Origin of the sequence: Micromonospora sp. 15K316, from assembly GCF_004348525.1 — a bacterium.
Lineage (GTDB): Bacteria > Actinomycetota > Actinomycetes > Mycobacteriales > Micromonosporaceae > Micromonospora.
In genome coordinates this window covers 1-16,442 of the sequence record NZ_SMKG01000126.1, presented here as the reverse complement: position 1 = coordinate 16,442, position 16,442 = coordinate 1, and the positions used below count along the sequence as shown (strand labels likewise).

Below are 16,442 nucleotides of genomic sequence, written 5' to 3'. Positions count from 1 at the left end.
GAGGGGAGCCGTCAGGCGGTGCCAGAGGCGGGTCAGCGGATTGCGGGGGCGCGGTACCGGGGCGGCCGTGGCGAGCAGCGTGGTGGCGAGCTCGCGGGTCTCGGCGTCCAGTGCCGGCGCGGCCAGCGCCAGGTGGGCCAGTGACGTGGCGATGGGCACCTGTCGCGTCCGGGCGGCGGCCGCCGCGTCGGCGATCCGCCCGGCGACCACGCGGGCCACGTCGGGGCGTACGGCCGGATCGACCCAGGCCGCGGTGACCAGGGCGAACAACGCCGCCTCGGTGGTCCAGTCCTCCACGCCCCAGACCAGGTCGAGCAGCACCCGGCGACGCGCGGAGGTGTCCCACGGCTCGTCGGTGCGATGGTGCAGCAGCCCGAGGCAGGCCCAGACCTGCACGCAGCGCACCCAGAGCGTCGGGTCCTGCGCGGCCAGCACCCGGCCCACCGCGGTCGCCGGTGGCTCGGGCGGGTGCACCAGCAGCCCCACCAGGTCCGCCAGCTCCAGGGTGGCGAGCCCCACCGCGGCGTCGTACGCGGCCGGTGGGTGCGGCCACGCCGGGTGCGCGAGCCGGCGGAGCCGGTCGGCCGAGGCCGCCGAGGGCGCCGGCACCGCGGGCACCGGGACGCCGCCGTCGTAGCGCCAGAGCCGCTGGACGCCGGGCCGTCGGGGCTCGCGCGCGTCCGGCGGGCCGTCGCCGTCCACCTCGATCCGCAGCCCCGCCCCCATGATCGTGCGCAGCGCGCTCGGCGAAGGCGGGGTCGGCAGCCGTACGGTCGCCCCCCGCTCGTCGGCCGCGGCCACCCGGCGCAGCGCCTCGGCCACCGTCCCGCCGGCCGGCGTCACCTGCCCGAGCCACGGGCGGCCCCGGCAGCACTCGGCCAGGTCGCCGTGCTCGTGCGTGTCGTCGGGGTGGTCCCGGACGAAGTCGGCGAGCGCGACCAGGTGTGCCACGTCCCCGTCGCGCAGGTAGCGCAGCCGGTGGGCGGTGTGCACCGCGCAGTCGAAGGTCGGGTCCCGGCCCAGGGCCCGCTCGATCCAGTCGATCGCCTCGTCGAGCCGGCCGGTGTCGGCCAGGGTGCCGGCGATGTCGGCGTAGACGGCGAGGTCGTCGGGGTCGTGCGCGACCGCCCGGCCCAGCGCCGCGAGCGCCTCCCGGGTCCGGCCGGCGCTGCGGTACGCGTACCCGAGCCAGACCTCGCCGAGCTTCGTCGGTTCGGCGCGTACGCCCCGACCGGCCCAGTCGATCGCCAGAGGGACCTCGCCGAGCCGCCGGGCCAGCGCGGACGCCGCGCCGAGCAGCAGCGCGTGCTCGGGGTACGCGGTGACCGCGTTGCGGGCCAGCGTGAGGTACGCGGCCAGCGCCGGCCGCCCGGCGCGCGGCACCGGATCGGGAACCGCCGCGCAGACCTGCATGAGGATCCGCGCGACGTGCTCCGGCGTGACCCGTTCGGCCAGCTCGGGGGCGATCACCCAGGGCACCCCGGCCCAGTCCGTCTGCGGGGCGTAGCCGGTCGCCGCGGCGAGCAGGTCGAGGCCGTCCCCGGGCTTCCCGGCCGCGGCGAGCAGGTGGGCGCGGGCGACCGCGGCGCCGACGTAGGTGTGCTGGTCGAGCGGGAAGAGGTCGACCCCGCCGCCGCTGATCGCGGCGAGCCGGGCCAGCGTCTCGTGCGCCTCGGGCAGGGTCGGCGCCTGCGCCAGCGCGCCGGCCACATGCCCCGCCGCGTGCTGGAGGTCGCCGTCGGCCAACGCCAGCCGGGCCAGGGCGAGTTCCTCCGCGGCGGAGAGCGCGGCGTCGTCGGGCACGTCGTCCTTTCGTCGTCCGGTGTGGCGGAATCGAGCCGGGCCAGCCTAGGTGATGTTGAACCGGCATGGTGATCGCCTGCGCACTACTGCGCGTTCGATTGCTCAGGCCAGATCAAAGATGCAAGACTGAGCAGGAAACGCGCGGCAACCGCGCAGTGGGAGGAGTTTCCGTGACGCGTGCAGGGGCCGGGATGGCCGCCGACATCGACGAGCAGCCGGCCGGCTACGAGCGGTTGCTCTCCGCCGAGCACGCCGCGGCGATCGCCCGGGTCGCCGCCGTGATCGCCGAGCGCCGGCCGCGGCACGTCGTCTTCACCGCGCGCGGCACCTCGGATCACGCGGCGCTCTACGGGGCGTACCTCACCGAGATCCGGCTCGGCCTGCCGGCCGGGCTCGCCTCGCCCAGCGTCGTCACCCTCTACGGCGCGCGACCCGACCTCTCCGACGCGCTCGTCGTCGGGGTCAGCCAGAGCGGCGGCTCACCCGACCTGACCGAGGTGCTGCGGGAGGCCCGAACCTCCGGAGCGCTCACCCTCGCGGTCACCAACGCGCCCGACTCGCCGCTCGCCGCAGCCGCCGAGCTCAGCGTCGACGTCGCGGCGGGGCACGAGCGAGCGGTGGCGGCCACCAAGACGTACACCGCCGAGTTGCTCGCCCTGCTCCTGCTCGTCGAGGGCGTCCGTGCCGGCGGTGGGCCGCTGCCGGCCGAGGAGCAGGCCGCGCTCGCCGCGCTGCCGGAGCTGGCCGCCCGCACCCTCGCCGACCCCACCCCGGCCCAGCTGGCCCCGCGCTACCGGTTCGCCGCTCAGCTGGTCACCACCGGTCGCGGGTACGCCTACCCGACCGCGCGGGAGGCGGCGCTGAAGCTCATGGAGACCTCGTACCTGCCGGCGCTCGCCTTCTCCGGCGCCGACCTGCTGCACGGCCCGCTCGCCATGACCGACCCGGACGTGCCGGTGCTCGCCGTGGTCGGTTCGGGGCCCGGCGGGCGCTCGATGGGGAAGGTCCTGCCCCGGCTCGGTGAGCGCCGCGCGGACGTGGTCGTCGTCGGCTCGGCCGACGTCGAGGGGGCCACCCGGATCGCCGTCCCCGAGGTCGACGAGCGGTACGCCCCGCTGCTGGACATCCTGCCCCTGCAGCGGCTCGCCCTGGCCCTCGCCCTGACCCGGGGCGAGGATCCGGACTCCCCGCGCGGGCTCAAGAAGGTCACCGCGACGATGTGAGGCGGCGCGTGGCACGCTGGTGGGCGTGTCCACGCTGCGCGACCTCGCCGAGGAGCACACCCAGCTCCGCCCGGCGGACATCGACCACCTGCACCGGATCGCCGGAGACTGGCAGCTGCTCTCCGACATGTCCTTCGCCGACCTGCTGCTCTGGGCGCCGGTGGACACGGACGGCACCTTCCTCTGCGTCGCCCAGGTACGCCCGACCACCGCGCCCACCGCGTACCAGGACGACCAGGTGGGCCGGATCGTCGGCGGGCCGGAGGTGGCGCACCTGGAGGTCGCCTACCGGCAGGGCCGCATCTGGCGGGAGGGCGACCCGGTCTGGTACGGCGACGTGCCCGCCCGGCACGAGGCGATCCCGGTCCGGCTGCGTACGGCCGACGGCGAGGCGGGCGAGGTCGTCGCCGTGGTCGGCCGGGACACCAACCTCTCCACCGCGCGTACGCCCAGCCAGCTGGAGCTGAACTACCTGACCACCGCCGACGACCTGGCCCAGATGATCGCCGACGGCACCTTCCCGCCGCCCCGGCACCCGGGGGAGACGACCTCCGCCCCCCGGGTCGGCGACGGCCTGGTCCGGTTGGACGCCAACGGCAAGGTCACCTATGCCAGCCCGAACGCCCAGTCCGCGTACCGGCGGCTGGGCTACGCCTCGCACCTGGTCGGGGAGGACCTGGCGGCGCTGCACCGCCGGCTCGCCAACGACCCGCTGGAGGGGACCGACGCGGCCAACGCCGTCCTGGCCGCGCTGCGCGGCGACGCGCCGCCGCGCCGGGAGATCGACGCCCGGGGCGCCACAGTGTTGACCCGGGCGCTGCCGTTGATGCCCGCCGGAGTGCCGATCGGCGCGCTGGTGCTCGTCCGTGACATCACCGAGGTGCGCCGCCGGGACCGCGCCCTGATCACGAAGGACGCCACCATCCGGGAGATCCACCACCGGGTGAAGAACAACCTGCAGACCGTCGCCGCGCTGCTACGCCTCCAGGCCCGGCGGGTCGCCATGCCGGAGGCCCGGGTCGCCCTGGAGGACTCGGTGCGCCGGGTGGCCTCGATCGCGCTGGTGCACGAGACGCTCTCCATGTCCAGCGACGAGGCGGTCGAGCTCGACACGATCGTCGACCGGGTGGCCAGCGCGGCGACCGAGGTGGCGGCGACCGAGGTGCCCGTCGGCATGCGTCGTAAGGGGAGCTTCGGCGTACTGCCCGCCGAGATCGCCACCTCGCTGGTGATGGTCCTCAACGAGCTGCTGCTCAACGCCGTCGAGCACGGCTTCCCGCCGGCCGAGGCGGGCGACGAGGCCGACGGGGCCGGGCTCACGGCGGAGGCGAGCGAGTCGACCGGCGGCGGTGACCCGCTGGCCGCGCCGGAGGTGGTGGTCTCGGCGCACCGGTTCCGGAAACAGCTGCACATCACGGTGACCGACAACGGGCGGGGCCTGCCCGCCGGGTTCGACGCGGACAGCGGCGGCAACCTCGGCCTGCAGATCGTCCGCGCCCTGGTCACCGGCGAGCTGCGCGGCAGCATCGAGCTGCGCGACGCCGCCGGTGGCGGCACCGAGGCGGTGCTCGTCGTGCCGCTGGCACGCGGCGGCGTGGACGGGCGCTCCGCCTCCTGACCGCCGCGTTTCCGCCGCGCCGGTCAGCGGGTGAGCAGGGCGAGCGTCAGCCCCGGGCGTTGCCAGACCTGCGCCACGGTGAAGCCGTCCCGCAGGGCCGCGCCCTTGGCACCGGAGACGGCGGCCACCGGATCGGCGTGCCGGCCGGAGAGCACCAGCCAGACCCGGGGCACACCGGCCAGGCACTCCGCGGGCCTGGCGCACTCGGTGGCCCAGAGGTCGCCGCGACGGGCCGCCCCCTCGACCAGCAGCGCGTCCCGGGGGCGCCGGTCCCGGAGCTGGTACTCGATCCCGAAATCGAGGAAGAGCCAGCTGCGTCGGGGTGAGTAGACGATGGCGTCCCCGGGGCGCTGGCCCGCCGCGATGACCTCGGCCACCGCGCGGTAGTCGATGGGCGCGCTGCGCGGCCACTCGTGCGTACGCCGCAGCGCCGCCTGGTCCGGCCCGCCGAGCAGCCCGGCCAGGACCACCACGGCGAGCCCGCCGGGCAGCGGCACCGCCGCCAGGGCCGCCCCGGCGAGCAGGCATGCGAACGGGACGACGAAGACGAGGTAACGGGGCACCCAGATGGGTACGGCCGACCCGGCGACGAAGAGCAGGAGCACCGGCAGCAGCACCGCGGCACCGGGTAGCAGGGCTCGCCGGCCGAGTCGGGCGGCGCCGAGTGCGGCGAGCCCCACCAGCAGCCCGCCCACCACGCTGCTCTGCGCGAGCCCGCCCGGCAGCGTGGTGAGATCGCTCGGCCGGACGATGTCCACCCACTGCAACTGGCGTCCGCGCTGCGATCGGGCGACCAGCGCGAGCGGTGCCACCAGCAGCACCGCCGGCAGCACGGCCGGTACCCAGAACCAGCGCCGCCGGTTCCGGCCGCCTCCGCCGTCGTCGGTGAGCCCGACGCGGTCGGCGGCGAGCACGGCGACCGCGTGGGCGGCGAGCAGGGTGAGGGCGATCAGGTGGGTCAGTCCCAGGGCGGCGAGGGCCGCCGCGTACCCGATCCAGCGCCACCACCCGGGTCGGCGCAGCGCGTCGACGAGGAGCAGCGTGGCGAGTACGGCGAGCAGGGTGGCCAGCGCGTAGGGGCGGGCCTCCTGGGCGTAGCGGGACGTGCCGGGCAGGAGCGCGAAGAGCAGCCCGGCGAGCAGCCCGGCGCGGGCCCCCGCGAGACGCCGGCCGAGCAGTGCGGTCAGCGCCGCCGCCCCGGTCATGGACAGTACCGAGGGGAGCCGCAGCGCGATTGTCGAGTCGCCGGCGAGCGCCGTCCAGCCGTGCATGAACAGGTAGTACGGCCCGGTCGCCGCGTCGATGGTGCCGGCCAGCCGCACCAGGTCGCGCACGGAGCGGGTGGCGGCGCTCCACGTCGCCAGCTCGTCCCGCCACAGCTGCGCATGGTCCAGCCCGACGGAGGTCACCACGAGGGTCAGCAGCGCGGGCGCCAGCCAGAGAACCGTTCCCCGCAGGCCGTGCCGGGCCGCGGACGGCGCCGCGCCGCTAGCCGCCGGGGTCGCCCGATGCCGCCTATCGGACTTTTCGCCCACGAGTCGAGCCTATCGACGGCACCGGCCCGTGATGTGGGATCGGGCGCGCACCCGTTGGCCGCGCCAGGGCGGGTGTGGCAGCATGACGGGCATGACTGCCGCCGTCGTGCGTCGCTTCGTGGCCCGCCGCCACGTCGACTACGGCCGCGTGCGCAGCGCGATCTGTCCGGCCCACTGACGACGCCCGACTCATTCATCTCGGGCGCGATCCGCGCCGGCTCTCCTGACATCGCTGTCCTCAGCCCGTCCTGACGGGCCGCCGTCGCGTACGCGCTCCCACCGAGGTCCAGCAGACGACGGAGGAGGCCGCGATGGCGGTCAGCAGCATCTCCACCCGGCCCGAGGATCCGCCGACCCGCCCCGCCCGCACCCCGCGCCGCCCGCGCGGGGAGGGGCAGTGGGCGCTCGGTCACCGCGAGCCGCTCAACCCCAACGAACGGACCAAGAAGGACGACGATCCGCTGAACGTCCGCGCGCGGATCGAGACCATCTACGCGCACCGCGGCTTCGCCTCCATCGACCCCGCCGACCTGCGTGGCCGGTTGCGCTGGTGGGGCCTCTACACCCAGCGCAAGCCCGGCATCGACGGCGGGCGTACGGCCGTGCTGGAGCCGCACGAGCTCGAGGACGAGCACTTCATGCTCCGGGTGCGGATCGACGGCGGCCAGCTCTCCCTCGCCCAGCTCCGGACGATCGCCGCCGTCTCGCAGGAGTTCGCCCGCGACACCGCCGACATCACCGACCGGCAGAACATCCAGTTCCACTGGATCCGGATCGAGGACGTGCCGGAGATCTGGCGGCGGCTGGAGTCGGTCGGCCTGCAGACCACCGAGGCGTGCGGCGACTGCCCGCGGATCGTGTTGGGCAGCCCGGTCGCCGGGGTGGCCGAGACCGAGGTGATCGACCCGACCCCGGCGATCGACGAGATCGTCCGTCGTTACGTGGGCAATCCCGAGTTCTCCAACCTGCCGCGCAAGTTCAAGACGTCGATCTCCTGGCTGGTCGACACCCCGTACGAGGCGAACGACATCGCCCTCCTCGGCGTGGAGCATCCCGAGCACGGCCCCGGCTTCGACCTCTGGGTCGGTGGCGGGCTCTCCACCAACCCGATGCTGGCGCAGCGGCTGGGCGTCTGGGTGCCGCTGGCCGAGGTGCCGGACGTCTGGGCCGGCGTGGTCGGGATCTTCCGCGACTACGGTTACCGCCGGCTGCGCAACCGGGCCCGGCTGAAGTTCCTCGTCGCCGACTGGGGCGTGGCGCGCTTCCGTGAGGTGCTGGAGAAGGAGTACCTGGGCCGGACCCTGCTCGACGGTCCCGCACCCGAGCTGCCCGGGAAGCCGATCGACCACATCGGCGTGCACCGCCAGCGCGACGGGCGCAGCTACGTGGGCGCCGCCCCGATCGTCGGCCGGGTCTCCGGGGGCCAGCTCGCCCGGCTCGCCGACGTGGCCGAGGCGCATGGCAGCGACCGGGTACGGCTCACCCCGTACCAGAAGCTGCTGGTGCTGGACGTGCCGCCGGAGCGGACGGAGTCCCTGGTCGCCGCGTTGCGCGGGATCGGCCTGGAGGCGCGGCCGTCGGCCTGGCGGCGCGGCACGATGGCCTGCACCGGCATCGAGTACTGCAAGCTCGCCATCGTCGAGACCAAGGCCCGGGGCGAGGAGTTGGTGACCCGGCTCGAGCAGCGGCTGCGGGACTTCGACGCGGACATCTCGATCCACCTCAACGGCTGCCCGAACGCCTGTGCCCGTACCCAGGTGGCCGACATCGGGCTCAAGGGCCAGCTGGTGCTCGGCCCGGACGGCCGTCAGGTGGAGGGGTTCCAGGTGCACCTCGGCGGGGGCCTCGGCATGGCGGCGGGGCAGACCGCCGGCTTCGGCCGCAAGCTGCGCGGCCTGAAGACCACCGCCGAGGAGCTTCCGGCGTACGTGGAACGGCTGGCCCGCCGCTACCTGGCCGGCCGGCACGAGGGTGAGCCGTTCGCCCGGTGGGTGATCAGAGTCGACGAGGAGGAACTGCGGTGAGCAGCGAGAACCGAGCGGCACCTCTGTACTGCCCGTACTGCGGCGAGGAGGACCTGCGGCCGAACGAGGCGAGCCACGGCGCCTGGGAGTGCCACGCCTGCGCCCGGGTCTTCACCGTCAGGTTCACCGGCCTGCTGAGCCGGGCGGTGGCCCGGTGAGCGCCGAGGCCGCGCCGGCGCCGCTCGTGTCGGCGGTGAACCTGGCTCTGGTGGGTGTCGGCGCTCCCACGCCGGCCGACCCCGCCCGGCGTGGTCCGGAGGAGCTGCGCGCGCTCGCCGAGGAGGCCGGCCGGGCGTTGGAGGGCGCCCCGGCGCTGGAAATCGCCGGCTGGGCCGCGGAGACCTTCGGCGAGCGGTTCTGCGTCACCAGCTCGATGGCGGACGCCGTCCTGGCCCACCTGGTGTCCCGGGTCGCGCCCGGGGTGGACGTGGTCTTCCTCGACACCGGGCTGCACTTCCCCGAGACGCTGCGCGTACGCGACGAGGTGGCCCGGCGGCTGCCGGTGACCGTGCGCTCCGTCCGGCCCCGGCTGACCGTCGGGCAGCAGGACGGCGAGTACGGTCCGCGGCTGTTCACCAGGTCCCCGGACGACTGCTGCCGGCTGCGCAAGGTCGAGCCGTTGGAGCGCGCGCTCAGCGGGTACGACGCCTGGGCCGCCGGGCTGCGCCGGGACGAGTCGCCGACCCGGGCGAACACGCCGGTGGTCGCGTTCGACCCGCGGCGCGGCAAGGTGAAGGTGAACCCGATCGCGACCTGGACCCAGGCGGAGGTGGAGAACTACATCGCCCGGTGGGACGTGCCGGTGAACGAACTCTTCAAGCAGGGGTACGGCTCGATCGGCTGCTGGCCGTGCACCCGGCGGACGAGGGCGGGGGAGGACCCGCGCGCCGGCCGGTGGGCGATGTTCGAGAAGACCGAATGCGGCCTGCACACCTGACCCGGCCGGTCCGGTCGGTGGGGACTCCGGTGGCGACACCGCCCGCCGACCCCGTCGTCCTGGTGGCGCATGGCAGCCGTGATCCGCGAGCTGCCGGGGCGACCCGGGCGCTGGTCCGGGCGGTGCGCGCCGCCCGGCCCGGCCTCCCGGTCTCGGCGAGCTGGCTCGACCACACCGAGCCGGGGCCGACCGAGGCGTTGCGGGCGCTGGCCGTCGCCGGGCGGCGCCGGGCGGTGCTGGTCCCGCTGCTGCTCACCGCCGCGTACCACCGCCGGGTCGACGTTCCGGCGGCGGTGGCCGCGGTCCGGGCCGCCGAGCCGGAGTTCGCGGTGCGGGTGACCGACGTGCTCGGGCCGACCGGGGCGGAGGTGGACGGGGCGCTGCTGGCCGCGCTGCGGCGCCGGTTGGCGGAGGCGGACCCGGGCCGGTTCGACGCGCTGGTGCTGGCGGCGGCGGGCACCCGCGACGCGCGGGCCCGCGGGTCGGTGGGTCGGGTGGCGGCCGCTCTCGGCCGTGCGGTGGGCGTGCCCGTCCGGGTGTCGTACGCCTCGGCGGCTCCGCCGTCGGTCGGTGCGGCGGTGGCTCGGCTGCGTGCGGAGGGGGCTCGCCGGATCGCGGTGTCGGCGTACTTCCTGGCGCCCGGCCTCTTCCACGACGCGGTGGCGGCGGACGCGCGGGACGCGGGAGCGGTGGCCGTCTCGGCGCCGCTCACCGACGCGCCGGAGTTGGCGGGGCTGGTGCTGCGTCGGGTCGACGCGGTGCGCGCCGGGTCGATCCGGCACGGGAACGTCGGCTCGACCGTGCCGCGGATTGACGCTGCGTGACCGTGCTCACCGTCACTCTCCGACGTCTCGGTGCGGCCGAAGGACGTCGTTGCGTGACGGACTCCCGGGCCCACCGCGCTTGCGGCGGTGATTCCCGGGCGGGGAAAGCAGAACGCCCCGCGGGTGACCCGCGGGGCGTGCAGCTGTGTCGTGGTCAGGCGGAGTGGGCGCGCAGCACCCGGAGGCCACCGCGGCGCTTGAGGGCGCGCCGCTCCTCCTCGCTCATTCCGCCCCAGACGCCAGCGTCCTGACCCGACTCGAGCGCCCACTGCAGGCACTGGTCGGTCACGGAGCAGCGCCGGCAGACGGCCTTGGCCTGCTCGACCTGCAGGAGAGCCGGGCCAGACGTCCCGATCGGGAAGAACAGCTCCGGGTCCTCGTCGCGGCAGACAGCATGGTGACGCCAGTCCATGGCGGCAACACTCCTCATTCTGGATGGGTGGCAGTAATGCTTTTGGTGCTTTTCCTATATGCGTCCGCATCGCCGGTCGTAACGGTTCGCGTTCGACTATTCGGCAATGCGTGAGCAGGCTGTTGGCCCCGGGGACCTGCTGGAACTACTCCGCTTCGTGAGTGCGTCCAGGCGATGTCCCGGTAACTCAAGTTCGCTTGTGAATACTTTCACGAACTCACGCAATGTCAAGGGTGACGCTCGGAAAAACTCCGTGCGGTGAGCAAGCCCACAACCCATTTGTCCGGATTCTTGGGCCCTCTGGTTACCCGGAGTGCCACAGTCGAGGATCAATATAGTACGGATGAGGTGTCAACGCTGACATTTCCGGCACCCTCCCTTCGGCGTGGCGGCCTGCCTCGTACGGTGCGGCGGCCGCGTCAACCTGCGGTGGTACCCGAGAGCTAGCAGATTACTCTGAGTGCGGCAGGAACGGATGCAAATCTGACTTTCTCCCGCTCGCCGAGGTAGTCACCGTCGAGCTGGAACGCCTGCGGGCGGCTGGAGAGCAGCGTGAACTCGGCGACGTCGTGCAGGCGCAGCGCCCGCCGTCCCGGGGGATCGGGTCGAGCGGAGAAGAACTGGGTGACCGTCCGTGTCGTACTGGGCACCCGTAGCTGGCGCAGCGCGAGGACGTCGAGGCCCAGGTCGAAGGAGGCCTTCGGATTGGGGTTGACCTCCCGGTCGCCCAGGTAGGTCCACGGAGCCGTGTTCTGGATGATGGCCGTGGAGAGGCCGTCCTCCACCGGCTCGCCCGGCCGCTCCAGCCGTACGGCCGGGTGCCGCCGATCCGAGGCGAAGAAGTACTGGCTCAACATCGCACGCAGGTAGAGGCCGGGGCTGGAGACCCGTCCCCGGCGGCGTGCCTGCTCCACCCGGTGGATCACCGCGGCGTCCAGCCCGAAACCCGCGCAGAAGGTGAAGTAGCGGTCGTCGGCCCGGCCCAGACCGATCGTCCGGTAGCGACCGAGGCGCAGACCTTCGAGGATCATGCTGGTCCCCTCCGGCCACTCCCGCGGCAGGCCCAGCGCCCGCGCGAAGACGTTCGTCGACCCGCCCGGCACGGTGGCCAGCGCCGGCAGCCGCTCGGCCGGCGACGCCGCGCCGGGCACGGTGGGCGGCTGCGCCGTCATCAGGCCGTTGACCACCTCGTTCACCGTGCCGTCGCCACCGAGCGTGACGACGACGTCGACCCCCTCCTCGGCGGCCTCCCGGGCCAGCGCGGTCGCGTGACCCCGCCGGCGGGTGTAGCGCACGGTCAGGTCTACCTCGCTGCGCAGCGCCCGGACCAGCACGTCCCGGCTGCGCTCGCTGGTGGTGGTGGCCTTCGGGTTGACCACCAGGACGGCCCGCATGGGCGGCACTGTACCTCCCGGCAGCCCGAGTATCGTGGCGCCCGTGACCACCGACGCAGACCCGATTCCCGTCACGCTCCGCTGGGCCGTACGGCTGCTGCGCGGCGAAGCGGTCGCCGTGGGGCTGATCGCCGTCTGGCTGATCTGGGCCGACCTGACCGCGGAGACCACAGTCGGCCTGACCTCGGCCCTGCTGGTGACGGGGTTCGCGGTCGCCGGCGCCGTGGCCCTCTGGGCGCTCGGTGGGGCGCTGTACCGCCGCCGCGCGGGCGCGCGCGCCCCGGCGATCGTGCTCCAGCTGATGCTCCTGCCGATCGGCTGGTACATGATCCAGGGCGGGCTGGGCTGGCTGGGCGTACCGCTGATGGCGCTCGGCCTCGGTGTGAGCGCGCTGCTGGTCGCTCCCGCCAGCAACCGGGCCCTGGGCTTCTCCTGAGCCGGCGGACGGCGGCTCAGTAGCCGGTGGACCGCCGGGTGAGCAGGGAGATGGTCGCCCGCCCGTCGCCGGCCGTGGCGCTCGCGGACGTGGTGAGCGCGGTGAGCACCTTCCAGGCGAAGGAGGACTCGGCGGGGAGCGTGGCACCGCGCACCGTCGGCACGGTCACCTCGACGGTCAGCGCGTCCTCCGTCACCGAGAAGCGGCACTCCAGCTCCGCGTCGGAGGTGGCGATGGCCAACAGCATGGCGCAGGCCTCGTCGACGGCGATACGCAGATCCTCGATCTCGTCGAGGGCGAACTGCAGCCGGGCCGCGAGGCCGGCGGTGGCGGTGCGGAGCACGCCCAGGTAACCGCCGTCCGCGGGCACGGTGAGGTGCACGACATCGTCGTCGGTGGCCGCCTGGCCGGTCAGTTGAGTCACCACTCATCCCCCCGGTCGGGGACTCTACCCGCTCAGACGGTCGTCTGCGTGGGGGCCGTCACCGCCTGGCGGGCGAGCCCGTGCAGGGCCTCGCCGCTGAGCCGGTAGGGAACCCACTCGTCCATCTTCTCCGCGCCGATCGCGGCGTAGAAGCCCGCCGCCGGGTTCCAGTTGATCATCCACCACTCGAGTCGGCGGTAGCCCCGCTCGACGCAGATCGATGCGAGGGTGGCCAGCAGGAGCCGGCCCGCACCGCTGCCCCGGGCGGCCGGGCGGACGTAGAGGTCCTCCAGGTAGATCCCGTGCACCCCGGCCCAGGTCGAGAAGTTGAGGAACCAGAGCGCGAACCCGATCGGCTCGTCCCGCGCGTCCACGGCGACGTGGCCGAAGAGCGCGGGCGCCGGGCCGAAGAGCGCGGCGGTCAGCTGCTCGTCGGTGAGGTGGCACTGGTCGGGGGCGCGTTCGTACGCGGCCAGTTCGTGCACCATGGCGACGACGGCCGGTACGTCCTCGGGACGTACCGGCCGGATCGTCGGTGCCTGAGCTCCGAGCGTCACGCCTTCTTGGTCTCCCAGAAGATCTTGGAGATCTCGTCGATCTTCTGCAGCAGCTGGTCGGCGGTGGCCGGGTCGAGGCTGCCCTTGACGCCGCCGGAGCCGGCGAGCTTGGTGGCCTCGTTGAAGAGCTGGTGCAGCTGCGGGTACTTCTCGAAGTGGGTGGCCTTGAAGTAGTCCGTCCAGAGCACCCAGAGGTGGTGCTTGACCAGCTCGGCGCGCTGCTCCTTGATGATGATCGCGCGAGTGCGGAACTCCGGGTCGGTGTTCGCCTGGTACTTCTCGCAGATCATTTTCACCGACTCGGCCTCGATGCGGGCCTGGGCCGGGTCGTAGACGCCGCAGGGCAGGTCGCAGTGGGCGCTCGCCGCGACACGGGGCGTAAGGATGCGTGGAAGTCGCATCGGGATCCTCCATGGGAAGTTTGCGATGATCCAAGACGACATTACTCCTGGACCGGCTCCCCGACCCGGTGGAGGTGAAACCATGCCGCCCAGTCACCCGGCGGAACCGCAGCGGCTGCGTTGGCCGCTCACCGCGGTCCTGGTGACCGGCCCGTCCATGGCGCCGACGCTGCGCCACGGCGACGCGCTGCTGGTGCGCCGGGGCGGTCGGCCGGTACGCCCCGGCGACGTGGTGGTCGCGGTCTTCCGCAGCCGCCCGGACCTCCTGGTGGTCAAGCGGGTGGTCCGGGCGCAGGACGGCGGCTGGTGGCTGCACGGGGACAACGACCTGGTCACCGACGACTCCCGGGCGTACGGCGTGGCCGACGTGCGCGGCCGGGTGCTGGCCCGCTACTGGCCCCGGCCCGGCCGGGTCCGAGCGCGACGGTTATGACCCTGCGCACGTCCGGCGGGTGCCGCCGACACTATGCTCGGAAAGTGCCCGGGTGACCCCCTGCACCGCGTGCCACCGCTCGCCGCCCACCTCGCGTGCCGAGCGAGCCGCCCCGTCTGCTCGACAGATTTCTGGAGTCACCGATGCCTTCGTCCCCCGTGGACCCCGCTGATCCCGTCTTCCGGCTGCACCGGGGCGGCAAGATGGCCGTCGCCTCGACGGTGCCGCTCACCAGCCGGGAGGACCTCTCCCTCGCGTACACCCCGGGAGTCGCCCGGGTGTGCGAGGCGATCGCCGCCGACCCGGCGCTGGCCGCCGACTACACCTGGGCCTCGCACACCGTCGCGGTGGTCACCGACGGCTCGGCGGTGCTCGGGCTCGGCAACATCGGTCCCCGCGCGGCGCTGCCCGTGATGGAGGGCAAGGCGGTGCTGTTCAAGCAGTTCGGCGGCGTGGACGCGGTACCCGTCTGCCTGGACACCCAGGACGTCGACGAGATCGTGGCGATCGTGCGGGCGCTCGCCCCGTCGTTCGGCGGGATCAACCTGGAGGACATCAGCGCTCCGCGCTGCTTCGAGGTGGAGCGCCGGCTCGACGAGGCGTTGGACATCCCGGTCTTCCACGACGACCAGCACGGCACCGCCATCGTGGTGCTCGCCGCGCTACGCAACGCCGCGACGCTGCTCACCCGCAAGCTCGGCGACCTCCGGGTGGCCGTCAGCGGCGCCGGCGCCGCCGGGGTCGCCGTGACCCGGATGCTGATCGCGGGCGGGGTGGACCCCGACCAGGTGGTGGTCTGCGACTCCAAGGGGATCATCGGCCGGCACCGCACCGACCTGACCGGTACGAAGGCCGAGCTGGCCGCGATGACCAACGCCGAGGCGCGTACCGGCGACATCACCGAGGCGCTGCGCGGCGCCGACGTGCTGATCGGCGTCTCCGGCGGGCAGATCCCGGAGGCGGCGGTCGCCGGCATGGCGGCGGACGGCATCGTCTTCGCCCTGGCCAACCCCACGCCCGAGGTGCACCCGGAGGTGGCGGCCCGGCACGTCGCCGTGGTCGCCACCGGGCGCAGCGACTACCCGAACCAGATCAACAACGTGCTCGCCTTCCCCGGCGTGTTCCGCGGCGCGCTCGACGCCCGGGCGACCCGGATCACCGACGGGATGAAGGTGGCGGCCGCCGACGCCATCGCCGGAGTGGTCGCCGAGACGCTCACCGCCGAGGCGGTCGTACCGTCGCCGCTGGACCCGCGGGTCGCGCCCGCGGTGGCGGAGGCGGTCGCCGAGGCGGCCCGCCGCGACGGCGTCGCCCGCGCCTGAACCTCGCCGCGCGGGCCGACACAAGGCCCCTCCCTGTCGCGTTCGGCACAGGGAGGGGCCTTCTTAACGGTCGCTCAGCTTGTTACGGTGCCGACCATGCGTGCCGCCTTCGCCTCCCGCTTCGATGACGCCAACCCGCTCGCCGCGCTCACCGTGGGGGAGCGGCCAGAGCCGACCCACCCGGCCGACGACTGGGTGACCGTCGAGGTGCGGGCCAGCTCGCTCAACCACCACGACCTCTGGTCGCTGCGCGGTGTCGGTCTCACCGAGGCACAGCTGCCGATGATCCTCGGCTGCGACGCGACGGGGATCGACCCGGAGGGCAACGAGGTCGTCGTCTACCCGGTCGTCCCCACCCCGGGCGACCCGCGCGGGCTCTCCATCCTCTCCGAGCACTTCCCGGGCACGCTCGCCGAGCGGGTGGCCGTACCGCGGGCGAACCTGGTGCCCCTGCCCGCCGGGCTGGCGCCGGCCGACGCGGCCTGCCTGCCCACGGCCTGGCTGACCGCCTGGCGGATGCTGACCACCAAGGGCCGGGTGGACGAGGCCGACTCCGTGCTGGTGCAGGGGGGCGGCGGCGGAGTGGCGACGGCGGCCGTCGCGCTCGCCGTGGCCATGGGCAAGCGGGTGTACGCGACCAGCCGCGACGCCGGCAAGCGGGAACGGATCGCCGAGCTGGGCGCGACCGGGGTCGAGCCGGGCGCCCGGCTGCCGGAGCGGGTGGGCGTGGTGATCGAGACGGTCGGCGCGGCCACCTTCGACCATTCGCTGAAGTCCGCCGCGCCCGGCGCCCGGATCGTCGTCTCCGGCGCCACCGCCGGGCACGAGCCGAAGGTGAACCTGCGCCGGGTCTTCGCCATGCAGCTGGAGATCCTCGGCACCTCGATGGGCACCCCCGGCGAGCTGTACGAGCTGCTGGCGTTCTGCGCCGACCGGCAGGTCCGTCCGGTGGTCGACAGCGTGGTGCCGTTCAGCAAGGTCGAGGAGGCCTTCGCCCGCCTGCGGACCGGTGAGGTCTTCGGCAAGGTGGTCGTCGACCACACCGCGTGACCGCCTCGCCCCACCCTCACCCCGCCCAGCCGGGCACTCTTTCACCTGT

17 protein-coding genes are annotated in these 16,442 nt (G+C 74.1%); 10 read left to right on the top strand and 7 right to left on the bottom strand.

Annotated features, from left to right (window positions below):
• Positions 1 to 1,803 (bottom strand): tetratricopeptide repeat protein (locus E1211_RS21420; RefSeq protein WP_132350792.1); only part of this gene is annotated, 1,803 nt, incomplete at its 3' end.
• A gap of 191 nt (positions 1,804 to 1,994) precedes the next feature.
• Here E1211_RS21420 and E1211_RS21415 point away from each other — a divergent pair.
• Together E1211_RS21415 and E1211_RS21410 are read left to right on the top strand one after the other, a co-directional pair.
• The gene (locus E1211_RS21415; protein ID WP_132350795.1) at positions 1,995 to 3,026 is read left to right on the top strand and encodes an SIS domain-containing protein; all 1,032 of its coding nucleotides are present in this window, start codon (positions 1,995 to 1,997) and stop codon (positions 3,024 to 3,026) included.
• A 25-nt stretch (positions 3,027 to 3,051) separates the two neighbouring features.
• Positions 3,052 to 4,644: a sensor histidine kinase gene (locus E1211_RS21410; protein WP_132350791.1), complete on the top strand. Its 1,593-nt coding sequence runs from the start codon at positions 3,052 to 3,054 to the stop codon at positions 4,642 to 4,644.
• 23 nt (positions 4,645 to 4,667) lie between these two features.
• Here the strand turns inward: E1211_RS21410 and E1211_RS21405 are convergent, their stop codons facing one another.
• The gene (locus tag E1211_RS21405) at positions 4,668 to 6,101 is read right to left on the bottom strand and encodes a glycosyltransferase family 39 protein (RefSeq protein WP_132350794.1); all 1,434 of its coding nucleotides are present in this window, start codon (positions 6,099 to 6,101) and stop codon (positions 4,668 to 4,670) included.
• A 389-nt stretch (positions 6,102 to 6,490) separates the two neighbouring features.
• On the opposite strand from E1211_RS21405, the gene E1211_RS21400 reads away from it, so the two are divergent.
• The 4 genes from E1211_RS21400 to E1211_RS21390 are packed head-to-tail and all read left to right on the top strand — an operon-like array spanning position 6,491 to position 9,964.
• Positions 6,491 to 8,203, top strand: coding sequence for a nitrite/sulfite reductase (locus E1211_RS21400; RefSeq protein ID WP_132350790.1), 1,713 nt, complete (start codon positions 6,491 to 6,493; stop codon positions 8,201 to 8,203).
• On the top strand, positions 8,200 to 8,361 hold the full coding sequence (locus E1211_RS32640) for a hypothetical protein (protein WP_165947310.1): 162 nt from the start codon (positions 8,200 to 8,202) through the stop codon (positions 8,359 to 8,361). The genes E1211_RS21400 and E1211_RS32640 overlap by 4 nt, the downstream gene beginning before the upstream one ends.
• Positions 8,358 to 9,140: a phosphoadenylyl-sulfate reductase gene (locus E1211_RS21395; protein ID WP_132350789.1), complete on the top strand. Its 783-nt coding sequence runs from the start codon at positions 8,358 to 8,360 to the stop codon at positions 9,138 to 9,140. Before E1211_RS32640 ends, E1211_RS21395 begins: the two co-directional genes overlap by 4 nt.
• Positions 9,122 to 9,964, top strand: a complete 843-nt coding sequence (locus tag E1211_RS21390) for a sirohydrochlorin chelatase (RefSeq protein ID WP_132350788.1) — start codon at positions 9,122 to 9,124, stop codon at positions 9,962 to 9,964. Before E1211_RS21395 ends, E1211_RS21390 begins: the two co-directional genes overlap by 19 nt.
• 154 nt (positions 9,965 to 10,118) lie before the next feature.
• On the opposite strand, the gene E1211_RS21385 is transcribed toward E1211_RS21390, so the two are convergent.
• Together E1211_RS21385 and E1211_RS21380 are read right to left on the bottom strand one after the other, a co-directional pair.
• The gene (locus tag E1211_RS21385; RefSeq protein ID WP_076472094.1) at positions 10,119 to 10,376 is read right to left on the bottom strand and encodes a WhiB family transcriptional regulator; all 258 of its coding nucleotides are present in this window, start codon (positions 10,374 to 10,376) and stop codon (positions 10,119 to 10,121) included.
• A gap of 443 nt (positions 10,377 to 10,819) precedes the next feature.
• The gene (locus E1211_RS21380) at positions 10,820 to 11,770 is read right to left on the bottom strand and encodes a diacylglycerol kinase family protein (RefSeq protein WP_132350787.1); all 951 of its coding nucleotides are present in this window, start codon (positions 11,768 to 11,770) and stop codon (positions 10,820 to 10,822) included.
• Between the two features lie 43 nt (positions 11,771 to 11,813).
• Here E1211_RS21380 and E1211_RS21375 point away from each other — a divergent pair, with 43 nt between their 5' ends.
• Positions 11,814 to 12,206, top strand: a complete 393-nt coding sequence (locus E1211_RS21375) for a hypothetical protein (protein WP_132350786.1) — start codon at positions 11,814 to 11,816, stop codon at positions 12,204 to 12,206.
• Between the two features lie 16 nt (positions 12,207 to 12,222).
• Here the strand turns inward: E1211_RS21375 and E1211_RS21370 are convergent, their stop codons facing one another.
• From E1211_RS21370 to sodN, 3 genes are all read right to left on the bottom strand, one after another.
• Positions 12,223 to 12,630 (bottom strand): ATP-binding protein, encoded by a 408-nt coding sequence (locus E1211_RS21370; RefSeq protein ID WP_132350785.1) that lies wholly within the window; start codon positions 12,628 to 12,630, stop codon positions 12,223 to 12,225.
• Positions 12,631 to 12,662: 32 nt separating this feature from the next.
• Entirely contained in the window at positions 12,663 to 13,118 is a 456-nt protein-coding gene (locus E1211_RS21365; RefSeq protein WP_132350793.1) for a GNAT family N-acetyltransferase, read from the bottom strand.
• A 65-nt stretch (positions 13,119 to 13,183) separates the two neighbouring features.
• Positions 13,184 to 13,588, bottom strand: coding sequence for a superoxide dismutase, Ni (gene sodN / locus E1211_RS21360; RefSeq protein ID WP_132350784.1), 405 nt, complete (start codon positions 13,586 to 13,588; stop codon positions 13,184 to 13,186).
• An 82-nt stretch (positions 13,589 to 13,670) separates the two neighbouring features.
• On the opposite strand from sodN, the gene E1211_RS21355 reads away from it, so the two are divergent.
• The 3 genes from E1211_RS21355 to E1211_RS21345 all read left to right on the top strand — a co-directional run bounded on the left by E1211_RS21355 (position 13,671) and on the right by E1211_RS21345 (position 16,393).
• Positions 13,671 to 14,021, top strand: coding sequence for a S24/S26 family peptidase (locus E1211_RS21355; RefSeq protein ID WP_132350783.1), 351 nt, complete (start codon positions 13,671 to 13,673; stop codon positions 14,019 to 14,021).
• 143 nt (positions 14,022 to 14,164) lie between these two features.
• Positions 14,165 to 15,343 (top strand): NADP-dependent malic enzyme, encoded by a 1,179-nt coding sequence (locus E1211_RS21350; protein ID WP_132350782.1) that lies wholly within the window; start codon positions 14,165 to 14,167, stop codon positions 15,341 to 15,343.
• Positions 15,344 to 15,430: 87 nt separating this feature from the next.
• Entirely contained in the window at positions 15,431 to 16,393 is a 963-nt protein-coding gene (locus E1211_RS21345; protein ID WP_207915459.1) for a zinc-binding dehydrogenase, read from the top strand.
• The last annotated feature ends 49 nt before the right edge of the window (positions 16,394 to 16,442 follow it).